Source organism: Microbacterium sp. CSI-V (assembly GCF_001984105.1).
Classification (GTDB): domain Bacteria; phylum Actinomycetota; class Actinomycetes; order Actinomycetales; family Microbacteriaceae; genus Microbacterium.
The window spans coordinates 863,653-885,689 of record NZ_MTQM01000009.1 but is presented as its reverse complement, the minus strand read 5'-3'; the positions used below and the strand labels follow the sequence as shown (position 1 = coordinate 885,689).

The following is a 22,037-nucleotide window of genomic DNA, read 5'->3' as shown; positions in this document are numbered from 1 at the left end:
TTAGCTCGACGAGGGTGTCCAGCCACCCGCAGAACCAAAGGACTTCACCCGTGTCTGACTTCCGTGAGCGCAGCGATGCCGAGGCCCCCGCGACCCCGTCGCGCCGCCGCCTCCGGATCCGCCGCGCGCACGCCGATGCGGCGAACCGGGGCGCGCGGCGCACCGTCCTGCCCCTGGCCGCGGGCCTCGTCGCCGGGGTCACCGTGTTCGCGCTGGTGTCCGGCGGTGTCGTGACCGACGGGCAGTCCGCCGCCGCCGCGTCCTCGTCCGCGGTGACCGTGACCGCCAAGCAGCAGGATGCCGCGGTCGACACGGCCCCGATGCCGGATCTGTCGGTCACGGTGTCGCAGACCCGTGGTCTGGTCGCGCAGGGCATCCGTCTGGACTGGACGGGCGGCAAGAAGTCCACCGCACCGTCGGCCGGCGGCAACGGCGGCGAGAACTTCCTCCAGGTGTTCATGTGCTGGGGCGACGATCCTTCGAACACGCAGCGACCGGACCGCACGACCTGCCAGTACGGCGGGGCGGGCAGCATCGGAGCGACCCGCGACGCCTACCGCAACTACGCCTCCATCGACGAGGTGCCCGAGGCCGACGTCGAGTACACCGCGCCCGGCTCCTTCATCTTCCCGCCCTACACGTCGATCCCGTTCATCGCCCGCGACGGCACCCGGGTCGACTCGATCAAGCGCGACGCGACGACCGGCAAGAAGACGATCGACTCGTCCGTCGACGTCAACGCCAACCAGTTCTTCACCTCGTACACGACCAACGAGATCCCCTGGGTCGGATCGGGCGACGACGGAAAGGGGTCCGTCACGTTCGAGGTGCAGACCGCCGTCCAGTCCAACGGCCTGGGCTGCGGAAACCCCGTCACGACCTCGGGTGTCACCGTCGGCGCGTCCTGCTGGCTCGTCGTCCTCCCGCGCGGGACCTCGGACAACGGCTCCACCAACATCACCCAGTCCGGTCTGTTCGCCGACTCCTGGCAGCACGCGCTGTCGGTGAAGCTGGAATTCGCCCCGGTCGGAACGGGATGCGCGATCGGTCAGACCGAGCGGCAGGTGGCCGGCAGCGAGCTCGCCGCCCTCGCGGTCGCGTCGTGGCAGCCGGTCGTCTGCAACCAGACGGGCGGATCCGTCTACTCCCTCATCACCAGCGCCGAGTCCGACGCTCTCCTCTCGGCATCCAAGAACGACCAGGCGCCCCTCGCCCTCACCAGCTACGCGCTCTCGACCGAGGGCAAGGACCCGCTGACGTACGCCCCCGTCGCGCTCAGCGGGGTGGCCATCTCGGTCGCGATCGACCGACTGCCCAACCCGAACGACAAGACCGTCCCGCAGGAGTGGAAGGACAAGGCGCGCACCCCGTTCAGCAGCGTGAACCTCACGCCCCGGCTGCTCGCGAAGCTCCTCAGCTACTCGTACCGCTCGTCGATCCCGACCGGGGCGGACCAGACCTACCTGACCGGGACCAACGAGTACAACATCACGCGGGATCCGGACTTCCTCGCCGTGAACGACCCGGAATGGCAGGCCCAGGACCTCCAGGGCGCCGCCATCGCCGACGTCATCGTCCCGCAGGGCCGATCGGATGCCGCCCGCGCGGTCTGGAAGTACATCTCCTCCGACAAGGACGCGATGGACTTCCTCGCGAGCAAGCCCGACCCGTGGGGCATGATCGTGAACCCCTGGTACTCCACGGACGCGGACGTCAACCCGACGAAGGTGCCCTTCTCGCTCGACCGCGACGATTTCCCCAAGGCCGACCCCGTCGAGGTCGTGCCCGCGAATCAGGCGCCCATCAACCTCGTGACGTGGCGCCCCTACGCCAACGACCTCTCCGCCATCGCCTATCTGACGCTTCGCGGCGACGGTCAGGGCCCCGGCCAGTGGGACCCGAACTCCATCCCGCCCAAGTACGGCAAGAACCCCCGCATGCTCCCGGGGAGCCAGCGTCTGCTCGGCCTGACCAGCGCCGCCGCCGCCGCGCGCTTCCAGGTCGTCACGGCGTCGTTGCGGAACCCCGCCGGCACGTTCACCGCTCCGTCGAGCACCGCGATGCGGGCCGCCGCCGACGTCATGACGCCGGCGGGCGCGGGGGACCGCGTCGTCGCGTTCGACCCCACCTCGTCGGTGGCCGCCGGCGCGCGGGACGCGTACCCGCTCACCATGCCGGTGTACGCGGCGACCAACGCCACCCTGACCGATCCCACGCTGCGCGCGGCCTACGCGAACCTCGTCCGGTTCGCGGTGGGCACCCAGGCCCAGACGCCGGGGACCGCGGTGGGGGAGCTGCCCGACGGCTACGTCGCACTTCCGGCGGCGTGGATCGAACAGGCGAAGGAAGCGGCGGACGTGATGCAGAACGGCCCCCAGCCGACGGCATCGCCCGCGCCGTCGTCCGGGGGCTCCTACATCCCCTCGCAGCAGGCCGCTGCCTCGACGGGCGTCGTCTCGTCGGGCTCCTCGGGTGCCGCCTCGGCTCCGGTCGCTCCCGCGGCGACCGAATCCACCCCCGCCGCCGCGACCGGAGCGTCCAGCGGTGCCCTCGCCGGGGGCAAGACCCCCGACGATCCCGACGGCGGTGCCATCGGCGCCGCCCTGCCCATCAGCGTGCTGGCCGGTCTGGTCAGTGCCGTCGGTGTGCCCCTGATCACCCGTCTGAGAAGACGGGTCACCTGAAGCCTGCACCAGCCGGCTTCTTCGCAGCACCCACCCTCTGCACCCGAAAAGACAGGAAGAAATGAAGCTCAAGCGAATCGTCGCGTTCGGCGCGGCTGTTGGTGTCGCCCTTGCCGGCGCCGGCATGGCGTCGGCGGCCAACGCCGACCCGATCACCGACGGTTACTCGATCGTCGGTTCCGACACCCTGCAGGACGCCGTCAGCGCCCTCGCCAACGGCACCACCATCTCCGGCGCGTCGGTGAAGGTGTCCGGCAACGGCAAGTCGCTGGCATCCTGGGATGCCTTCACCCTCGGCGTCGCCGGCGGTGTCGGCAGCATCCAGACGAAGGCCTTCGGCCCCGTCTTCGACCGCCCCAACGGCTCGGGCGCCGGTCGTAACGCCCTCATCGCCTCCATCGGTGGCGTGAGCGGCTCGGCCTTCACCTACAACAGCGTCAACGTGAAGGACCAGGTCGACTTCGCCCGCAGCTCGTCGGTCGGCGGCACGGCCGGCACGCTCCTGACGTACGTTCCGTTCGGCCAGGACGCCATCGGTTACGCCTTCAAGCTCGGCAACGCCACCGGCGGCGCCAACGCGGCGGCGGCGACCAACGCGATCAACGACCTGACGAAGGACCAGCTCACCAGCATCTACTCGGCGACGTCGGGCTCGTCCGCGAGCTCGGTCCTCTCCGGAACCGGCTTCACGCTCAAGCCGCTCGGCCTCCAGTCGAGCTCGGGAACGTGGACCACCTTCCTCGGCAAGATCGGCCTCAGCACCACCACCCTCGGTGCCGCGGTCGACACGCGCAGCAACTCGATCCCCGAGAACGACGGTCGTGTCCTCACGCCCGCCGACAACGAGATCCAGATCATCCCGCTCTCCGTCGCCAACTACATCGGTCAGTCCAACGGCGCCGCTCGCATCAACACCTTCTCGGGTGTCTCGGTGGGCGCCATCGGTGGCGTGGCCGCCTTCACGGGTACCGCTCCGTCCCTCGTCCCCAGCACGAGCTACTACAACAGCGCCGACTGGGGTCGCACGGTCTACATCGTGGTCCCGACCGCCAAGATCACCTCCGACAACGCGGCGTACGACGCCGGTGTCGCCGCTCTGGTCAACTCCTCCTCCACCTCGAGCCTCACCTACTGGGGCGCCTCGGGTTCGCCGACCACGACCAAGGCCGTCAAGGCCAAGTTCGGCTTCGGCGCTCCCACCGGCACCGTCGTCACCCGCAACAACTGATCCTGACAAACGAGAAAGAGACACGAACTCACATGAAGATCTCGCTCGCGAAGCGCGGCATCCTCGGCCTCGGTGCCGTGGTGACCGCCGCCGCGCTGTCGATCGTCCCCGCCGCCACGGCGTCGGCTGCGATCGTCCCGACGGTGGGCTCCGCTCACCCGGTCTACCTGCTCTCGGACCTCGACGGCACCCAGATCCCCGCCGGCACCGTGCTCGGCTGGAACGACTCGGCGCTGTTCTCGCCGGAGCCCAGCGATGAGGACTACAACAGCGTCTTCACGGTTCCCGAGAACACCGGCCAGGTCCGCAAGTTCCTCTCGCCGCGTGGCCAGGAGGCCAACGTCAACGCGTGGAACGCCTACGGCCCCCTGGGTCTGACGCCCAGCGGCATCCTGCTCCCGAACGCCATGCCCAGCGGCAACACCAGCGCCGGCCTCGGCTCGCCCTCGGGCAGCTCCGCGGTCGCGCAGGCCGGTGGCGACTACTCGCTCGGTATCGCGTTCTTCAACGGCAACCAGGTGCTCGAGGTGGACTTCGTCTACATCACGGTCACGGCCAACCAGCGGCCCGAGCTGGCGACCTGGACCTTCGCGACGCCGACGGCGCCCGCGACGGCTCCGACGGTCACCACCGCGGCGCTGAACGCCGCGACGGTCGGCACCGCCTTCTCGCAGACCCTCACCGCTGACGGCACCGCGCCGATCACGTGGGCGGTCAAGTCGGGCACGGCGCTCCCCGCCGGTCTCGCCCTCGACGGCACCACCGGTGTCATCTCGGGCACGCCCACCACGGCCGGTGCCTACAACGTGACGCTCGTCGCCACGAACACCGCCGGCTCCGCGGAGAAGGCCTTCTCGGGCACCGTCTCGGCTCCGGCCCCGACCGCCCCGACCAAGCCGGCCGGCTCGGACGCCAACCAGGTCACGATCACGGCTCCCGCCAAGGGCGACACGACCGTCACGGTGCCCGCCGGCATCGCCAACGCCAACAAGACGCTGACGGCGTGGGCCTGGTCCGACCCGACCAACCTCGGCAACGTCACGACCGACGCCAACGGCAACGCCATCGTCGACATCTCGAGCCTCCCCGCCGGTGACCACACCGTCGCCCTCACCCTCCCGGGTGACGGCACGTTCGCCGTCCAGGCGTGGGGCACGTTCTCGAAGGTCTCGGCCGCCGGTGACACCCTCACCGACACGGTCGACCTGACCGCTGCCGTGACCGCGAGCGACCTGTGGTCGCTCAACGCCGAGGCCACCGCGGTCGACTTCGGCAACGTCGCGCGCAACGCCAGCGTCAGCAAGAAGCTCGGCAAGGTCACCGTGGTCGACGACCGCAACGTCCTCAAGGGCTGGAACCTCACCGCTGCGGTGAGCGACTTCACGAACGCCGCGAACGACGTCATCCCGTCCTCCGCCCTCACCGTGGTGCCCGGCTTCTACGCCGGTTACACCCCGCTGGCCGGCATCACGACGGGCACCGGCTCGCAGCTGGCGACCTCGACGGCCGTCTCGACGCTCACCAGCGGTGCGCTCTTCGACGCCGACCTCACCTTCCAGGCTCCCAAGGACGCCCAGACCGGTGACTACAAGTCGACCCTGACCATCACGCTCGCCTCCAAGTGAGCTGACGGTCTGTTCGACCAGCGGTAACCCGTGTGGGGGGATCGGTTCCGATCTCCCCACACGGTGCGTCCGGCCCCGGGTCTGGCCGATACGCCTCCGATCCCCTCGGATCAGCCCTCGTTCACCCGCGCGACATACCTACGTCGCCGCAGTCTGCGGAGATATACCGTGCTCTCCTTCACCTCGCGTCGCCGCCTCCCGGCTCTGGGCGTCGCACTGCTGGCCCTGGCGGCGACGCTGGCCCTCCTTCCTCCCACGGCCCCCGCGCGGGCCGATGACGGCGATGCCGCCGCCACCCCCGCCACCGTCGGTGTCGCCACCCGTCCCGCCGGCGAAGACGGTCGCCCCGATGGTCGGTCGCGCTTCACCTACACCGCGGACCCGGGGCAGACGGTCACCGACCGCGTGCTCGTCGGCAACACCGGCACCGCACGCCAGGACTTCACGGTGTACGCCACGGATGCCTTCAACGGCGGCGACGGCGCGTTCTCGCTCCTGGCGACCGCCGACACTCCCACCGCGGTCGGTGCGTGGCTGCGCTTCGACGACGGCAGCGACCGCGTCAAGTTCTCGCTGGAGCCCGACGAGGTCCGGCTCCTGTCCTTCACGATCGCGTTCCCCGCGGACGCGACCCCCGGTGATCACGTCGGTGGCCTCGTGGCATCCGTCGTCGAGGAGGGGCAGCAGGTCAGCGTCGACCGCCGCGTCGCCACGTCGATCTTCGCCCGGGTGTCCGGCGACCTCCAGCCGGCGCTGAGCATCACGAGCTACGACGCGTCCTACGAGGGCGACTGGTGGAACCCGTTCAGCGGCAGCGTGAAGCTGCACTACACCGTCTCGAACCCGGGCAACGTGGCTCTCGCCGCGAACCTCACCTCCGGGGTCGCGACCTGGTTCGGCATCCCCGCGACGGGTCTGCAGGGCGGCAGCATCCCGATGCTGCTTCCCGGCAACACCGCGACGTACGAGTTCACCGTCGGCGGGGTCGGGCAGTGGTTGTACCTCAACCCGTCCACCGTGCTGAACCCGTTCGTCGACTCGCCCGACAACTCCCAGCAGCTCACGGTCTCACCGATCACCCGTGACACCGTGACCTTCGGGGTGCCGTGGATGCTGCTGATCCTGCTCGCCCTGGCCGCGGTGATCTTCCTGCTGCTGCGGTGGCGCCGCCGCCGCGACGAAGAGCGTGCGCGTGAGTGGGTCGACTACATGGAGCGGGCGACGGCCGCCGAAGCCGAGGGCCTCGCGGGCGCCGCGAAGTCGGGATCGTCGTGAGACCCAGCCGTTCGGTCGCACCGCGTCTCGTCGTCGCCGCCGTGCTGCTCGCCTCGGTGGTGGGCGCGGCGGCCCCGGCGGTCGCGGCCGACGATCAGGATGCCGGGACCCCGCTCTCCGTGACGATCACCGACGGATCCACGCCGACGCCGACGGCGAGCACGTCGACGGGACCCACCGGTTCGACCTCGGGCTCGGGGTCATCGGGCACCGGGTCGTCCGTCGGGGGGTCGTCGGGCGGGACCACGTCCGGCTCCGGCGGCAGCGCGGGCGGGACGGGCGGCGGGACGACGCAGCCGCAGACCAACACCGCGGGGGAGGTGAGCGTCGCCGGGATGCTCTACGTCGGAGGCCTGAACGGGTCCACGGCTCCGTCCGTGAATCCCGCCGACGGCACCGTCGACCTCTGGTTCACCGTCCGCAACGCCTCCACGTCCGTCATCGACGCGACGGCGGAGTTCTCCATCGACGGGGCCCTGTTCTCCAACCGCCTCGACACCACCAGTGACGTGGCGATCACCGCGCTCCAGCCCGGCGAGACCCGCGTCGTGTCCGCGTCGTTGCACGGGGCCGGCCAGTGGACGCTGCTCACGGGGCACGTGACGTTGACCCCGCCGGAGTCCGTCGACGGCACCGCGCTGTCGCCGGTCACGCGCGACGGGTTCTTCCTGCTGTTCCCGTGGCTGATCCTCGCGATCCTCGTCATCGTCGCGATCGCGTGGGTGACGGTGCGGGTCGTCCGCGATGCTCTGCCCCCGGTCCCCGTGGCGGCCACGACATGACCCTCCAGGAAGACCGCGCCGCCGAAGCGCCGACGCGCCCCCTCCCGCCGCGCCCGCCGAAGCCTCCGCGTCGCCCCCCGCGGCGCCGTCCCCAGTACGCGCCGCTGACACCGGTGCAGGTGTTCCTGCGCGGGACGCTGGTGTCGATCTCGGTGCTGATCCTGGTGTTCCTCGGAAACGTGCTGCTGGTGAGTCACATCACGCATTTCGCGTCGCAGCAGGAGTTGCGCGACACCTTCCGGGCACAGCTGTCGGCGGGAACCGCGCCGGTCAGCGAGGGCGACTTCGAGGATCACCTGCTCGACGACGGGGCGCCCGTCGCCCTGCTCTCGATCCCGCAGCTCGGCATCGACGAGGTGGTGGCGGAGGGGACGACCTCGGGCGTCCTCATGGGGGGTCCCGGTCACCGTCGCGACACCGTGCTGCCGGGGCAGGCGGGGGTCAGCGTCATCATGGGCCGGACCGCCGCGTTCGGCGGGCCGTTCCGCAGCATCCAGACCCTGCAACCGGGCGAGGACTTCACCGTGCGCACGGGGCAGGGCGAGCAGACGTTCGAAGTGCTGGGCGTGCGCTACGCGGGCGATCCGACTCCTCCCGCGCCGGTGCGCGGCGAGAGCCGTCTGATCCTCATGGCCGCGCGCGGGGCTCCGTACCTGCCGACCGGCGTCGTCTACGTGGATGCCAGGGCCACCGGTGACGCGAAGGCGACCGGTGCCCGTCAGACGACATCCATGTCGCTGCCCCCGCAGGCCAAGGCGATGGCGACGGACGTCACCACGGTGTGGGCGCTGGTCTTCGCCCTCCAGTTCCTCGTCGTCGCCGAGCTCCTGGCCGTCTGGGCGTACCGCCGCGTCGGGTGGCAGAAGACGTGGATCGTCTTCGCCCCCGTCCTGCTGCTGGCGAGCGTGTTCGTCTCGGACCAGCTGATCCGACTCCTCCCGAACCTCCTCTGACCCGAAAGCCGAACATGACCGACCGCCGCGATCCCGATCTCGAGGGCGCTGCCGCTCCCTCGGGCGATGACACCGCCGACCCGTTCATGACCGACGTGCTGAGCGCCGACGACGTCGCCGTTCTGCAGGACCTGGAGTCCGCTTCGGCGGGCGAGGTCACGACGGTCGCCCCCGTCGCGGAGCCGACCCCGGATGCCACGCGCGCGGGCCTCGGCATCTCCCACCGGCGCGCGCGCCGCGGCGCGTTCTTCGGTCGTCGCGGGGCGGAGGTCCCCGCGGCCGGTGCCGACGACGTCACGAGCGTCATCCCCGCCCCCGGTGCGCCCGACCCCGCGTCACCGACCGCCGGCGCGTACGCCACGACGTCGGCGGGCTACACGGTGTCGGGGGCATCGGTGCGGGCGTCGTCGGTGTCGCTGCTGGGCGGGGCGTCGGCGACGGCCGAGCGCCTCGCCGAGGCCGATCGACTCCTGGCGGACGCCCCCGACCTGTCCGAGCTCGACGCCCGCTCCATCTCGGCGTGGTTCGGCGACCATCAGGTGCTCCTCGACGTCTCGCTGACGATGCCCGCGGGCCAGGTCACCGCGCTGATCGGCCCCTCCGGCTGCGGCAAGTCGACGTTCCTGCGCATCCTCAACCGCATGCACGAGCTGGTGCCGTCGGCCTCCCTCGCCGGCGAGGTGCGGCTGGACGGCGACGACATCTACGACTCGGGGCACCGCCTGATCGACGCGCGCAAGCACATCGGCATGGTGTTCCAGAAGCCGAACCCGTTCCCGGCCATGTCGATCTACGACAACGTCATCGCGGGACTGAAGCTCACCGGCATGCGCGCCTCGCGCGACGAGAAGGACTACCTCGTCGAGCGCTCGCTCACCTCGGCGGGCCTGTGGAAAGAGGTGAAGGACCGCCTGCGAGCGCCCGGCGGCGGTCTCTCCGGCGGACAGCAGCAGCGTCTGTGCATCGCCCGGTCGCTCGCGATCAAGCCCAAGGTGCTGCTCATGGACGAGCCGTGCTCCGCGCTCGACCCGACCTCGACCCGCGTGATCGAGGAGACGATGGGGGAGCTGCAGAAGGAGCTGACGATCGTCATCGTCACCCACAACATGCAGCAGGCGCAGCGCGTGTCGCAGCAGTGCGCGTTCTTCCTGGCATCCCAGGGTCAGCCCGGCCACATCGTCGAGCACGGCGACACCGAGGCGATGTTCGATTCGCCGATCGACCCGCGGACCTACGATTACGTGAACGGTCGATTCGGATGATCCGCGGGGTGCGGGGGGCGCTCCTCCTGGTCACGGCGATCGTCACGGCTCTGGCGGTGCCGGCTCCCGCGCAGGCGGCCGAGTCCTTCGTCCCCCTCTCCGGTTCCGGCTCGACATGGGGGCAGAACGGTCTGGACGTGTGGCGGAGAGACGTCGCTCGGACGGACGGGATCACCGTCAACTACTCCGGCACCGGTTCGTCGGCCGGGCGGAGGGACTTCATCGCCCAGACGGTCGACTTCGCGGTCAGCGACGTCCCGTTCCAGACCGAGGCGACGTCCGAGAGCCCGACCCCCGAGGCGGGGATGCCGCCGTACGAGTACCTGCCCCTGCTCGCCGGCGGCACGGCGCTCGCGTACAACCTCTGGATCGACGGTCACCGCGTGACCGATCTGCGTCTGTCGGGTGCCGTCGTCGCCGGGATCTTCGCGGGGCGGATCACGCGGTGGAACGACCCCGAGATCCAGGCGGACAACCCGGCGCTGACGATGCCCGATCAGGCGATCACGCCGGTCGTGCGGGCGGACGGCTCCGGTTCGAGTGCTCAGCTGACCGGATGGATGGCCGACCGCTATCCGAGCATCTGGACGTCCGGGATGCGGTCGGTCTTCCCGCACATCAACGACTCGTTCCGGGCGCAGAACGGCTCGCTCGGCGTCGCCGGATACGTCTCGCAGGACTACGGTCGAGGCGCGATCACCTATGTCGAAGCGTCGTACGCGGCGAATGCCGGTCTCCCCGTCGTCAAGGTGCTCAACGACGCCGGGTACTACGTCGCACCGACTCCGGCCGCGGCGTCGATCGCGCTCCTGGCTGCGACACCGGGCCCGGACGGAACCCTCGATCTGAGGCGCGTGCACCGCAGTCTCGACCCCCGCGCGTACCCGATCTCGTCGGTGTCCTATCTGATCGCGCCGACCGCGACCAACAGGATCTTCACCGCCGAGAAGGGTCGCACCCTCGCCCGGTTCGTGCAGTACGCGGCCTGCGAGGGGCAGCAGGAGCTGCCGGGCCTCGGGTACGGCGCCCTGCCGCTGCCACTCGCCCGGATCGTGGCGGACGGGGTCTCCCGGATCCCGGGATCTTCCGGCACGATCGACCTGGACGGATGCCGGAACCCGACGTTCGCCCCCGGTGACACCGCGAGCGACAACCTTCTTCTGCGCACCGCGCCGATGCCGCCGGAGAGCGACCGGCATCCCGGACCCGCACCCCGCGCCGACGAGGTCGACGGGGTGAACGTGTCCGCCACCGTGACGGCATCCGATCTCTTCCAACTCACCGCGCCCACCTCGACGTCGATCGATTTCGGCGACCTGGGACGCGGGGGTGGAGAGGTCGCCCGCTCCCTCGGTCGCTTCAGCGTCGTCGACGACCGCAATCGCCTCGGGGGCTGGAGCCTGCAGTTCTCGGTCGGCGACTTCGTCGGGATCGACGACCAGGCGGCGAGGGTCTCGTCGACCTTCCTGGGGATCACGCCTCACGAGACCACGCATCAGGACGGCGTGTCGATCGCGGACGGTCAGGAGGCGGGCCAGGCGGTCTACCCGATGATCCTCGCCACCGGCGAGCCGGGCACGACCACCACGCTCGTCGGCGCGACCTTCGACGCCGATCTGAGTCTGCGCATCCCCCGGGATGCCGCGGTGGGTCGCTACCGCTCCACGGTGACGCTCACGCTCATCGGGCTCTGACCCGGACCACGGATGCAACGGAGAAGGCACGGCGCATGACCCACCTCGACCAGACCGACGTGCTGCCGCGGCCGCCGGAGACGGAGGACCCCGAACCCGCGCGCCCGCGGTGGGGGCTGCTGATCGTCGCCCTCGCCGGCCTCCTGCTGATCCTGGTGGCCTCCCTGGGCGTGATCGCGGAGACGGTCGCGCGGGCCGAGGTCCAGCGGATCGGCGTCGAGGAGGTCCGCGCCCGGCTGGACGCCCCCGCGAGCGAGCGCATCCAGGTCGACATCGCGGGATCCGTCCTGCTGCAGGAGCTCGTCGGGCGCTACGACCGCATCGGGGTCACGGTCTACAGCTTCCCCACCGGACGGGCGAACGCGGATCTGACGATGACGATCGAGGGGGCTCGGCGGGTCGACGATGCCATCTTGGCCGACAAGGTCTCCGGCGCGGTCACCCTCACAGCGGCTCAGGCCACGGCGCTCCTCCTCCCGGCGGACGCGCAGGGCGAGATGAGGGTCGGCTTCTCCGATGGCGACATGGTCGTGAGCGGTTCCGTCCTGGCCGGGACGACCCCCGTGACGGTGAGTGCGGCCGTGACGCCGCATTTCGAGAACGGGAAGGTCAGCGCGGCGTTCTCCTCCCTCACGGTCGGCGACAAGACCCTGTCCCTCGACGAGGTCGCCGCGCAGGCGGGCATCGATCTCTCGACGCTGCAGCCCGCTCCCGCGTGCGTCGCCGAGACGATGCCGAGCTTCCTGCATCCCCGCGACGTGCGCGTGACCGACCAGCAGTTGCGCATGGAGTTCGACGTCGACCTGGCCGCATCCGACACCGCCGAGGGGCGGGCGCCCGGCTCCTGCCCCTGATCGCCCCGATGCCGGGGCATCGGGCCCGCTACCGCCGCGCCCGCGCCCGCGATCGCACGACCCCCGACAGGGTCGCGCGCACCGGCTGACCGAGGTAGATGCCCAGGGAGGCGCCGACGGCGAGGGCGATGCCGATCGTCGCGGCGCCCGCGAGCGTCGTGACGCCGGTCATGAGCACCGCGGCATCCTCGCCGGATTCGACGACGCCGAGGAGCCCGCGGAACACCGCCGCCCCCGGGACCATCGGCAGGATCGCCGCGGTCGTGACGGCGACCGACGGCACGTGCAGCCGGTACGCCACCACGATGCCCACGAAGCTGCCGACGAACGCCCCCACGCCGCTGGCCGCGGCCACCTCGAACCCGATGGCCGACGCGCCCGTGTACCCGACCCACGCGACCAGGCTGAGGCCCGCGCTCACGAGCACGATGCGCATGCCCGCGCCGTTGTAGATCGCCACCGCCACGGCGATGATCGCCGCGCCCGTGAACTGCAGGGGGAGCGGTCCGAGCGGCAGCGCCATGGACGGCGGCGACATCCCGAGCCCGAGCACCCGGACGGTCTCCAGCCCCGCCAGGATCCCGAGCACCACGCCGAGCGTCTGCGTCGTGAGCTCGAGGATGCGCCCCGTGGCGGTGAGGGCGAAGCCGTCGATGGCATCCTGGGCCGCCCCGACCACGGTGAGTCCGGCGAGCATCAGGACGATCCCGGATGCCACGATCACCGACGGACGGATCGTCTCTGCGGCATCGAGTCCGGTGTAGCGCAGCAGCGGGGACAGGGCGGCGACGACGGTCAGGACGAATCCGCCGGCGATCTGCGCGAAGAAGTACGGCACGCGGGCCTTCGCCAGCAGGTGCTGCGTCAACGCCGCCAGGGCCGCGGCCGTGAACGACAGCACGAGAGCGAGCCAGTTCGCCCCGAACATCACGGCGACGCCGAGCGCGAGCGTCGCCTGCGCGACGATGATGGCCGCGGGGCGGTACCGGAACGGCAGACGCCGGATCGCGCGGCACCGGGAGATCGCCGCGTCGAGGTCGAGGCCGTCGGTGATGTCCGCCACCAGCGCCTGGAGGCGCTGCAGCTTGGCGTGATCCGGGACCGATCCGCGCACCACCCGCAGGAGCGTGGTGGGATGCGCGGCGCCCGGCAGGCTGTGCGCGATCGTGACGGAGTTGTAGGTGACGTCGACGTGCACCGGGTCCAGACCGTACGCGCGGCTCACTCGCACGATCGTCGCGGTCACATCGCTCGCCGACGCACCGACGACGAGCATCGTCTCGCCGATGCGGATGGCGAGATCCAGAATTCGGGTGGCCAGCGTCGCGTCGATGACGGCGATGAGCTGGGTCTCGGGGGCGAGGGCGTCCTCGGCGTGGACCAGACGACGCAACGAGGACAGCCATCGAGCGGGGGTGGGGGGCATCCGGGTCGCTCTCGGGGGAGGGGTGGAACGCCATGATCCTATCCGCGCACGCCTCGATGCCCGCCGCATGACGTCGACGGCATGCGGGCGCCTCTAAGATGAACCCTCGGGCGTGGCATCCGAGCGCCCCGTCGTGGCATCCCGACGCCCGACCCTCCCGGGAGTTCCTCTTATGGCGCTGATCGTCCAGAAGTACGGCGGTTCGTCCGTCGCCGACGCCGAGAGCATCAAGCGCGTCGCCAAGCGCATCGTCGACACCCGTCGCGCCGGCCACGAGGTCGTCGTCGCGGTGAGCGCGATGGGCGACACCACCGACGAGCTGCTCGACCTCGCAGGTCAAGTCGCTCCGATCCCCGCGCCGCGCGAGCTCGACATGCTCCTCTCCAGCGGGGAGCGCATCTCGATGGCGCTGCTGGCCATGGCGATCCACTCGATGGGCTTCGAGGCGCGGTCCTTCACCGGCAGCCAGGCGGGCATGATCACGGATGCCACCCACGGCGCGGCCCGCATCGTCGACGTCACGCCCGTGCGGCTGCGCGAAGCGCTCGACGAGGGCGCGATCGTCATCGTCGCCGGCTTCCAGGGGTTCAACCGCGACACCCGCGACATCACCACGCTCGGCCGCGGCGGCTCCGACACCACCGCCGTCGCGCTCGCCGCCGCGCTGAACGCCGACGTGTGCGAGATCTACAGCGACGTCGACGGCATCTTCACCGCCGACCCGCGCGTCGTGCCGCTGGCCCGCAAGCTCGACCGCGTCGGCAGCGAGGAGATGCTGGAGCTCGCCGCCAACGGCGCGAAGGTCCTCTACATCCGCGCGGTCGAATACGCGCGCCGCCACGGGGTGCTCATCCACGCCCGGTCCACGTTCAGCTCGGGCGAGGGCACCTGGGTGCTCGACGCCTCGAAGAAGTCCCCGCTCGTCCCCGAGGGAGCCACCATGGAAGAGCCCATCGTCGCCGGCGTCGCCACCGACCTCAGCCAGGCGAAGATCACCGTCATCGGCGTGCCCGACGTCCCCGGCAAGGCCGCCGACATCTTCAAGATCGTCGCGAAGTCCGGCGCGAACGTCGACATGATCGTGCAGAACGTCTCCGCCGCCGCCACCGGCCGCACCGACATCTCCTTCACCCTGCCGAAGACCGATGCCACGACCGCGCTGAAGGCGCTCGCCGGTGAGCAGTCCGAGGTCGGGTTCGAGAGCCTCGTGCACGACGACCAGATCGGCAAGCTCTCCGTGGTCGGTGCGGGCATGCGCACGCACTCGGGCGTCTCGGCGACCCTGTTCGAGGCGCTGAGCCTGGCGGGCGTCAACATCGAGATGATCTCGACCTCCGAGATCCGCATCTCCGTCGTCGTGCGGGGAGTCGACCTCGCCGAAGCCGCGCGCCTCGTGCACACCGCGTACGGTCTCGACGGCGACGACGAGGCGACCGTCCACGCCGGCACCGGGCGCTGACTCGCAGTCCTTCTCCAGCCACTCGGTCTAGCCTCGCCCCGACGAACGGAGACGGCGATGGCGCGGAATCGGGTGTCGCGGCGACGGAAGGCCGTCTGGATCATCGGCGCCGCGGGTGCCGCAGCCGTCCTCCTCGTGGCCGGACTCCTCTTCCAGCCGTGGCTGCTGTTCGTCGATGTGCGCGTCGCCGATCGCATCCCGTCACCGCAGGCGACGACGTCGGCCGTCATGGAGCCGGTGGAGATGGCCGACCCTGCGACCGAGGACGCGACCCCCGCTCCGCCCGCCGGTCCGAGGGACCTCGCTGCCGGGTCGCTGATCAGCCATGAGCACGAGACGTCGGGGTCGGTCCGCATCATCGAGAACCCCGACGGCACCCGCCAGCTGGCCCTCGTCGGACTCGCGACGTCGAACGGGCCCGACGTGCACGTGTGGCTCAGCGCCGGGCCGGTGGTCGAAGGACGCGACGGGTGGTACACGGCAGCGTCGTACGACCACGTCGACCTCGGTCCCCTCCGCGGCAACCTCGGCGACCAGCTGTACGACATCCCCGCCGACGTCGATCTGTCGACGTTCCGCACGGTCGATCTGTGGTGCGAGCGCTTCGGCGTCTCGTTCGGCGCGGCGGCGCTGAACTGACCACTCGGGGCGCGCATCACGACGAAGGAGTTTTCCGGCGCGCAGCCTCGCCCGCGACGGATTCCGGCCGTGCACCCCTGCGGAACCGTCATTCTTCCTGCGCCGGGTCCCCGCCGTCGGCATCCCCACCGTCTCTCGCGCTACCCTGACCCGAACGCCGCGTTCGCGGCATCCACCACCCGAACCACCGAGGACCTCGCATGACCCGCATCTCCGATTCCGGAATCTCCCTCGCCGTCGTCGGCGCCACCGGCCAGGTCGGCACCGTCATGCTCGAGATCCTCGCGGAGCGGTCGTTCCCGATCCGGGAGCTGCGCCTGTTCGCCACGGCTCGCTCGGCGGGCACGTCGCTCGATTTCGGCGGCCACTCGGTCATCGTCGAAGACGTCGCCACCGCCGACCCCTCGGGCATCGACGTGGCCCTGTTCTCGGCCGGCGCCACCGGGTCGCGTGCGCACGCCCCGCGCTTCGCCGAGGCGGGCGCCCTGGTCATCGACAACTCCAGCGCCTGGCGCATGGACCCCGAGGTCCCGCTCGTCGTGAGCGAGGTCAACCCGCACGCGATCGCCGAGGCCCGGAAGGGCATCGTCGCGAACCCCAACTGCACCACCATGGCCGCGATGCCGGTGCTGAAGGTGCTCGACGCCGAGGCCGGTCTCGAGCGCCTCATCGTCAGCACGTACCAGGCCGTCTCGGGATCGGGTCTCGCCGGCGCCCGGGAGCTGCTCGGTCAGGTCGAGGGCGTGCTGGCCCAGGGCGAGGTCGAGCGCCTCGTCCGCGACGGCTCGGCGCTCGATTTCCCGCAGCCCGAGAAGTACGTCGCCCCGATCGCGTTCGATGTCATCCCGTTCGCGGGCAACCTCGTCGACGACGGACTCAACGAGACCGACGAAGAGAAGAAGCTCCGCAACGAGAGCCGCAAGATCCTCGAGCTCCCCGACCTCCGCGTCGCCGGCACGTGCGTGCGCGTCCCGGTCTTCACCGGTCACTCGCTGAGCATCAACGCCGAGTTCGCTCGCGACCTCACGCCCGAGCGCGCGCGCGAGCTGCTCGCCGACGCCCCCGGGGTCCGTCTCGAAGAGGTCCCGACGCCGCTCCAGGCTGCCGGCACCGACCCGAGCTACGTCGGTCGCATCCGCGCCGACCAGTCCGCTCCGGAGGGCAAGGGGCTCGTGCTGTTCATCAGCAACGACAACCTCCGCAAGGGCGCGGCGCTCAACGCCGTGCAGATCGCCGAGCTCGTCGCGCAGAAGCTTTCCGCGCACGCCTGACCTCTCCGGCATCCGGATGCCGGGGCCCGGGGTTGTCTCGATATCGAACCGTCGAATCTCTCGATGTCGAGACACCTCGCAGCCCGCACCTAGAATCGACGGGTGACCGAAAACGTCGACGTTCTCCTCATCGGAGGCGGCATCATGTCCGCCACCCTCGGCACGATGCTGAAGGATCTCCAGCCCGACCTGAAGATCGCGGTGCTGGAGCGACTGAGCGACGTCGCGCAGGAGAGCTCGAACGCGTGGAACAACGCCGGCACCGGTCACGCGGCGCTCTGCGAGCTCAACTACATGCCCGACAATCCGAAGGGCGCGCTCGACCCGTCGAAGGCCGTCGCGATCAACGAGCAGTTCCAGCAGAGCCGCCAGTTCTGGGCGTCGCTGGTGTCCGAGGGTGTCCTCGACGAGCCCTCGACCTTCATCAACCCCACCCCGCACATGACGTTCGTGCGGGGCGAGAAGGACGTCGCGTACCTCCGCAAGCGCTACGAGGTGCTGAAGCAGCAGCCGCTGTTCGCCGGAATCGAGTACAGCGAGGACTCCCGCGTCATCAACCAGTGGGCGCCGCTGCTGATGCAGAAGCGTCGCAAGGGCGAGCCGTTCGCCGCCACGCGCGTGCCCGCGGGCACCGACGTCGACTTCGGGTCGCTCACGCGCCAGCTCTTCGCGGGGCTCCGCGAGAAGGGCGTCGAGGTCGTCACCAACCACGAGGTCAAGAAGCTGAAGAAGCGCAAGGACGGCCGGTGGGACGTGACCTACCGCCACACGATCGGCCACACCCCCGGCTCGATCACGGCCAAGTTCGTCTTCGTCGGCGCCGGCGGCTGGGCGCTCAAGCTCCTGCAGCGCTCCGGCATCGACGAGATCAAGGGCTACGGCGTGTTCCCGATCGGCGGGCAGTGGCTGAAGACCTCCAACCCCGCGATCGTCGCGCAGCACAAGGCCAAGGTGTACTCGCAGGCGTCGGTGGGCGCTCCGCCGATGTCGGTGCCGCACCTCGACACCCGTGTCGTCGACGGTGAGACCTCCCTCCTGTTCGGTCCGTTCGCGACCTTCAGCCCCAAGTTCCTCAAGAACGGGTCGATGCTCGACATCGTCACCCAGGTGCGTCCGCACAACCTGTTCCCGATGCTCAAGGTCGCCGTCGACAACCCGGGTCTGATCAAGTACCTCGTCAGCGAGCTGCTGAAGACCCACGCGAAGAAGGTCGACAGCCTCCGCGAGTTCATGCCCACGGCCCGGGCCGAGGATTGGGAACTCCTCGACGCCGGTCAGCGCGCCCAGGTCATGAAGCGCGACAAGGACAAGGGCGGCGTGCTGCAGTTCGGCACCGAGGTCGTCACCTCCGCCGACCACTCGATCGCGGGTCTGCTCGGCGCCTCGCCGGGCGCGTCGACGGCCGTCTCGATCATGCTGGGGCTCATCAAGACCTGCTTCCCCGAGCGCATGCCCGAGTGGGAGCCGCGCCTGCGGCAGCTCATCCCCAGCTACGGCGAGACGCTGAACACGCGTCCCGACGCGGCGCGCGCCGAACTGGATGCCACGGCCCAGGCGCTCGCGATCAACGCCTGACGCGTACATGGCGAAGCTGTACTTCCGCTACGGAGCGATGAACTCCGGCAAGTCGACGGCGCTGCTGCAGGCGGCGTACAACTACGAGGAGCGCGGACAGCGGGTGCTGCTCGCGAAGCCCGAGATCGACACCAAGGGCGCCGACCAGATCGACAGCCGGTTGGGGGTCAGCCGACCGGTCGACTTCCTCGTCGGACATGACGACGACCTGCGCGCAGTGTTCCACGAGGCGGCCGGGAAGGCGCCGGTCGCCTGCCTCCTCGTCGACGAGGCGCAGTTCTTCACCGCGGGCCAGGTGGACGATCTGCTGCGGATCGCGGTGCTCGACGGCATCCCCGTGCTCGCCTATGGCATCCGCACGGACTTCCGCACCGAGGCGTTCCCGGGGTCGGCGCGTCTGCTCGAGATCGCGCACAGCCTGGAGGAGCTCAAGACCATCTGCCGGTGCGGGCGCAAAGCGGTGTTCAACGCCCGTCTGATCGGCGGGCGCTTCGTCTTCGACGGCGACCAGGTGGCGATCGACGAGGCGCAGATCTCGGGTGAAGTGACGTACGAGTCGATGTGCGCGACCTGCTACCTGCGCGAGTCCGGTGGGCGGCTCGACGGTCGCTGACGCGGCGGCACCGGCGGGCCGCGGCCGATAGCCTGGACGCATGCGCGTACTTCTGGCCGGCGGTGCCGGTTACATCGGAACACACACGGCCGTCGCCCTGCTGGAGTCGGGCCACGACGTCGTCCTGCTCGACGACCTGTCGGGCACCCACGCGGTCGCCGCCGAGCGGGTCGAGAAGATCACCGGCAAGTCGGCCCCGCTCGTCGTGGGCGACGCCGCGGACGACGCGGTCGTCACCGCCGTGTTCGACCAGTACGGCCCGATCGACGCGATCATCCACCTGGCAGCCTTCAAGGCCGTGGGGGAGTCCACGCAGAAACCGCTCGAGTACTACTCCAACAACCTCGACACGACGTTCGCGCTCCTGCGGGTCGGCATCGCCCGCGGCATCCGCTCGTTCGTGTTCTCGAGCACGGGGACGGTCTACTCCGACCCGGCCGACCTGCCGTTCACGGAGGAGTCGACCACGAGCATCGACCTCTCCAACGCCTACAGCAAGTCCAAGCGCATGAACGAGGTCGTGCTCGCGGACGTCGCCCGCGTGAACCCCGATCTGAACGTCACGGTGCTGCGGTACTTCAACCCGGTGGGCGCGCACCCGTCCGGTCTCATCGGCGAAGACCCCGCCGGCATCCCGAACAACCTCATGCCGTTCGTCTCGCGCGTCGCGATCGGCACGCTCGACGAGATCGGCGTGTTCGGCGACGACTACGACACTCCCGACGGCACGGGCCTGCGGGACTACATCCACGTGGTCGACCTTGCCGAGGGCCACGTGGTCGCCCTCGAGCAGGCCCAGCCGGGTCACCAGGTCTTCAACCTCGGCACCGGGCGTCCGGTGAGCGTGCTCGAACTCGTCGCCTCCTTCGAGAAGGCGGTCGGACGCGAGCTTCCCAAGAAGATCCTCGGCCGCCGTCCCGGAGATGTCGCGGCGACGTACTGCGACCCCACGAAGGCGGCGGAGGTGCTCGGCTGGCGGACCCGACTGGGCATCGATGACGCGTGCCGCGACTACTGGAACTGGCAGACCCGCAACCCCGCAGGGTACGCGACCCCGGCCGACGCCTGAGTCCTTCCGCGTAAGGTTGTGTGGTCAGGCCACAGCGGCCTGCGGTCGTCGGGAGGGATGCCGTGCCGGATTCCGGACTGCGCGCGTGGCAGGTGGTGCTGGAACGCGTCGAAGCGGACCTGCGCGAGGGGCGCCTCGCCCCGGGTGATCGCCTGACCCCGGAGCGCGAACTCGCCGCCCAGCTCGGTGTCGGCCGGTCCAGCGTCCGCGAGGCCATCCGCGTTCTGGAAGTCCTCGGCGTCGTGCGCACCGCCACGGGGTCGGGACCCTCCTCGGGCGCGATGATCGTGACCACGCCGCGGGGCGGACTCGCCGCGTTCCTCCGCCTGCAGGTCGCGGCCAGCGGGTTCCCGCTCACCGATGTCGTGCGCACCCGCATCGTTCTCGAATCCGACGTCGTCGAGACCCTCGCGGGCAGCGCGCCCGACCTCGCCGAGATCGTCGGCATCCTGGATGCCATGGATGCCGCCGGCCTCGACCGTCACGAGTTCCTCGCCCTGGACGCGCGCTTCCACCAGGCGCTCGCGGAGGCGTCGGGCAACGCGGTGGTCGCGGCGATGATGGCGGGGTTGCGCAGCTCGATCGAGTCGTACACGCAGGCCGGGGCCGCACTCCTGGTCGACTGGGAGTCGACGTCGGAGCGGCTGCGCACCGAGCATCGCGGGATCGTCGCCGCCGTCGAGGCGGGTGACGGCGCCGCGGCGCGTGAACGGGTCCGGGCTCACATCGCCGGGTACTCGGCCGAGGTCGCGGACGTGTTGGGCGTCCGTCCTGAGATGAACGGAGTGGATGCCGCTTGAACGACCGGCCCGCGCGGCCTCCGCGCCCTCAGCACGTGCTCGAGGTGGTCTCGACCGAGCGGCTGACGCCGCACCTGGTGCGGGTGCGCGCACGCGGCGCAGATCTGACCGCGTTCCGCGAGAGCCCGTACACCGACCGGTACGTGAAGATCACCTTCGTCAAGCCCGAGCTCGGTCTGCAGCCGCCGTACGACCTGGCGGCGCTGCGCGAGACCCTCGCCTCCGAGGATCTGCCGGTGACGCGCACGTACACCGTGCGGGAGGTCGTGGGCGACGAACTGGCGATCGACTTCGTCGTCCACGGCGACGAGGGGCTCGCGGGGCCGTGGGCGGCCCGGGCCCAGCCGGGGGACCGGCTCGTGGTCGCCTCGCCGGGCGGCGCGTACGCCCCCGACCCCGCGGCATCCTGGCACCTGTTCGCCGGAGACGAGTCGGCGCTGCCGGCCATCGCGTCGGCGCTGGAATCGCTGGCCGCGGACGCGCGCGGTATGGCGTTCCTCGAGACGGCCGGTCCCGCCGACGAGATCGCGCTCGTCGCCCCCGACGGCGTCGAGATCGTGTGGCTGCACCGCGGCGACGCGGTGCCGGGGACGTCGCGCGTGCTGGTCGAGGCCGTCGCGGCGTGGACGGTGCCCGACGGTCGCGGACACGTCTTCGCGCACGGCGAGCGCGAGTCGATGAAGGCCCTGCGCGACGTGTTCTTCACCGTGTGGGCGCTCGACCGGTCGCAGGTGTCCCTGTCGGGCTACTGGGCGTACGGCCGCACCGAGGACCGTTTCCAGGCCGAGAAGCGCGAGCCGATCGGCAAGATCCTCTGACCCCCGTGGC

General features: G+C 70.6%; 18 protein-coding genes. 17 read left to right on the top strand and 1 reads right to left on the bottom strand.

The window, feature by feature from the left end; all coding sequences use genetic code 11:
• Positions 1–50: 50 nt before the first annotated feature.
• The 9 genes from CSIV_RS15095 (at position 51) to CSIV_RS15055 (ending at position 12,357) form a co-directional block, all read left to right on the top strand.
• Positions 51–2,684 (top strand): hypothetical protein, encoded by a 2,634-nt coding sequence (locus CSIV_RS15095; protein ID WP_077052164.1) that lies wholly within the window; start codon positions 51–53, stop codon positions 2,682–2,684.
• A gap of 61 nt (positions 2,685–2,745) precedes the next feature.
• Positions 2,746–3,912, top strand: a complete 1,167-nt coding sequence (locus CSIV_RS15090; protein WP_077052163.1) for a hypothetical protein — start codon at positions 2,746–2,748, stop codon at positions 3,910–3,912.
• A gap of 32 nt (positions 3,913–3,944) precedes the next feature.
• Positions 3,945–5,537 carry an Ig domain-containing protein gene (locus tag CSIV_RS15085; RefSeq protein ID WP_077052162.1) on the top strand — a complete coding sequence of 531 codons (1,593 nt, stop codon included), beginning with the start codon at positions 3,945–3,947 and terminating at the stop codon, positions 5,535–5,537.
• A 168-nt stretch (positions 5,538–5,705) separates the two neighbouring features.
• A complete protein-coding gene (locus tag CSIV_RS15080; protein WP_077052161.1) occupies positions 5,706–6,812 on the top strand; it encodes a hypothetical protein in 1,107 nt (368 codons plus the stop codon).
• The gene (locus CSIV_RS18475; RefSeq protein ID WP_077052160.1) at positions 6,809–7,594 is read left to right on the top strand and encodes a hypothetical protein; all 786 of its coding nucleotides are present in this window, start codon (positions 6,809–6,811) and stop codon (positions 7,592–7,594) included. Before CSIV_RS15080 ends, CSIV_RS18475 begins: the two co-directional genes overlap by 4 nt.
• The gene (locus CSIV_RS15070) at positions 7,591–8,547 is read left to right on the top strand and encodes a sortase (RefSeq protein WP_077052159.1); all 957 of its coding nucleotides are present in this window, start codon (positions 7,591–7,593) and stop codon (positions 8,545–8,547) included. Before CSIV_RS18475 ends, CSIV_RS15070 begins: the two co-directional genes overlap by 4 nt.
• A 488-nt stretch (positions 8,548–9,035) precedes the next feature.
• The gene (locus CSIV_RS15065; RefSeq protein ID WP_237488701.1) at positions 9,036–9,809 is read left to right on the top strand and encodes a phosphate ABC transporter ATP-binding protein; all 774 of its coding nucleotides are present in this window, start codon (positions 9,036–9,038) and stop codon (positions 9,807–9,809) included.
• A complete protein-coding gene (locus CSIV_RS15060; RefSeq protein ID WP_077052158.1) occupies positions 9,806–11,503 on the top strand; it encodes a phosphate ABC transporter substrate-binding protein PstS in 1,698 nt (565 codons plus the stop codon). Before CSIV_RS15065 ends, CSIV_RS15060 begins: the two co-directional genes overlap by 4 nt.
• Before the next feature lie 35 nt (positions 11,504–11,538).
• Positions 11,539–12,357 carry an LmeA family phospholipid-binding protein gene (locus CSIV_RS15055; protein WP_077052157.1) on the top strand — a complete coding sequence of 273 codons (819 nt, stop codon included), beginning with the start codon at positions 11,539–11,541 and terminating at the stop codon, positions 12,355–12,357.
• A gap of 28 nt (positions 12,358–12,385) precedes the next feature.
• Here CSIV_RS15055 and CSIV_RS15050 read toward each other — a convergent pair whose 3' ends face one another.
• The gene (locus tag CSIV_RS15050) at positions 12,386–13,783 is read right to left on the bottom strand and encodes a threonine/serine ThrE exporter family protein (RefSeq protein ID WP_077052156.1); all 1,398 of its coding nucleotides are present in this window, start codon (positions 13,781–13,783) and stop codon (positions 12,386–12,388) included.
• Positions 13,784–13,955: 172 nt separating this feature from the next.
• Between CSIV_RS15050 and CSIV_RS15045 the strand changes: the two genes are divergently transcribed.
• From CSIV_RS15045 to CSIV_RS15010, 8 genes are all read left to right on the top strand, one after another.
• On the top strand, positions 13,956–15,242 hold the full coding sequence (locus CSIV_RS15045; protein ID WP_077052155.1) for an aspartate kinase: 1,287 nt from the start codon (positions 13,956–13,958) through the stop codon (positions 15,240–15,242).
• Between the two features lie 57 nt (positions 15,243–15,299).
• Positions 15,300–15,881 (top strand): DM13 domain-containing protein, encoded by a 582-nt coding sequence (locus CSIV_RS15040; protein ID WP_139340728.1) that lies wholly within the window; start codon positions 15,300–15,302, stop codon positions 15,879–15,881.
• A 200-nt stretch (positions 15,882–16,081) separates the two neighbouring features.
• Entirely contained in the window at positions 16,082–17,152 is a 1,071-nt protein-coding gene (locus CSIV_RS15035) for an aspartate-semialdehyde dehydrogenase (protein ID WP_077052154.1), read from the top strand.
• 102 nt (positions 17,153–17,254) lie between these two features.
• Complete coding sequence (locus CSIV_RS15030) at positions 17,255–18,727, top strand: malate:quinone oxidoreductase (protein WP_077052153.1); 1,473 nt, start codon at positions 17,255–17,257, stop codon at positions 18,725–18,727.
• A gap of 7 nt (positions 18,728–18,734) precedes the next feature.
• Positions 18,735–19,340, top strand: a complete 606-nt coding sequence (locus tag CSIV_RS15025) for a thymidine kinase (protein WP_077052152.1) — start codon at positions 18,735–18,737, stop codon at positions 19,338–19,340.
• 40 nt (positions 19,341–19,380) lie between these two features.
• Entirely contained in the window at positions 19,381–20,409 is a 1,029-nt protein-coding gene (galE, locus tag CSIV_RS15020) for a UDP-glucose 4-epimerase GalE (protein ID WP_077052151.1), read from the top strand.
• A gap of 62 nt (positions 20,410–20,471) precedes the next feature.
• Entirely contained in the window at positions 20,472–21,209 is a 738-nt protein-coding gene (locus CSIV_RS15015) for a FadR/GntR family transcriptional regulator (RefSeq protein ID WP_077052150.1), read from the top strand.
• Positions 21,206–22,027, top strand: a complete 822-nt coding sequence (locus CSIV_RS15010) for a siderophore-interacting protein (protein ID WP_077052149.1) — start codon at positions 21,206–21,208, stop codon at positions 22,025–22,027. Before CSIV_RS15015 ends, CSIV_RS15010 begins: the two co-directional genes overlap by 4 nt.
• The last annotated feature ends 10 nt before the right edge of the window (positions 22,028–22,037 follow it).

Excerpts from the sequence above, each read along its gene's own strand:
- CSIV_RS15090 (WP_077052163.1), top strand. The coding sequence starts at position 2,746 with ATGAAGCTCAAGCGAATCGTCGCGTTCGGCGCGGCTGTTGGTGTCGCC.
- CSIV_RS15085 (WP_077052162.1), top strand. The coding sequence starts at position 3,945 with ATGAAGATCTCGCTCGCGAAGCGCGGCATCCTCGGCCTCGGTGCCGTG.
- CSIV_RS15070 (WP_077052159.1), top strand. The coding sequence starts at position 7,591 with ATGACCCTCCAGGAAGACCGCGCCGCCGAAGCGCCGACGCGCCCCCTC.
- CSIV_RS15060 (WP_077052158.1), top strand. The coding sequence starts at position 9,806 with ATGATCCGCGGGGTGCGGGGGGCGCTCCTCCTGGTCACGGCGATCGTC.
- CSIV_RS15055 (WP_077052157.1), top strand. The coding sequence starts at position 11,539 with ATGACCCACCTCGACCAGACCGACGTGCTGCCGCGGCCGCCGGAGACG.
- CSIV_RS15050 (WP_077052156.1), bottom strand. The coding sequence starts at position 13,783 with ATGCCCCCCACCCCCGCTCGATGGCTGTCCTCGTTGCGTCGTCTGGTC.
- CSIV_RS15045 (WP_077052155.1), top strand. The coding sequence starts at position 13,956 with ATGGCGCTGATCGTCCAGAAGTACGGCGGTTCGTCCGTCGCCGACGCC.
- CSIV_RS15040 (WP_139340728.1), top strand. The coding sequence starts at position 15,300 with ATGGCGCGGAATCGGGTGTCGCGGCGACGGAAGGCCGTCTGGATCATC.
- CSIV_RS15035 (WP_077052154.1), top strand. The coding sequence starts at position 16,082 with ATGACCCGCATCTCCGATTCCGGAATCTCCCTCGCCGTCGTCGGCGCC.
- CSIV_RS15025 (WP_077052152.1), top strand. The coding sequence starts at position 18,735 with ATGGCGAAGCTGTACTTCCGCTACGGAGCGATGAACTCCGGCAAGTCG.
- galE (WP_077052151.1), top strand. The coding sequence starts at position 19,381 with ATGCGCGTACTTCTGGCCGGCGGTGCCGGTTACATCGGAACACACACG.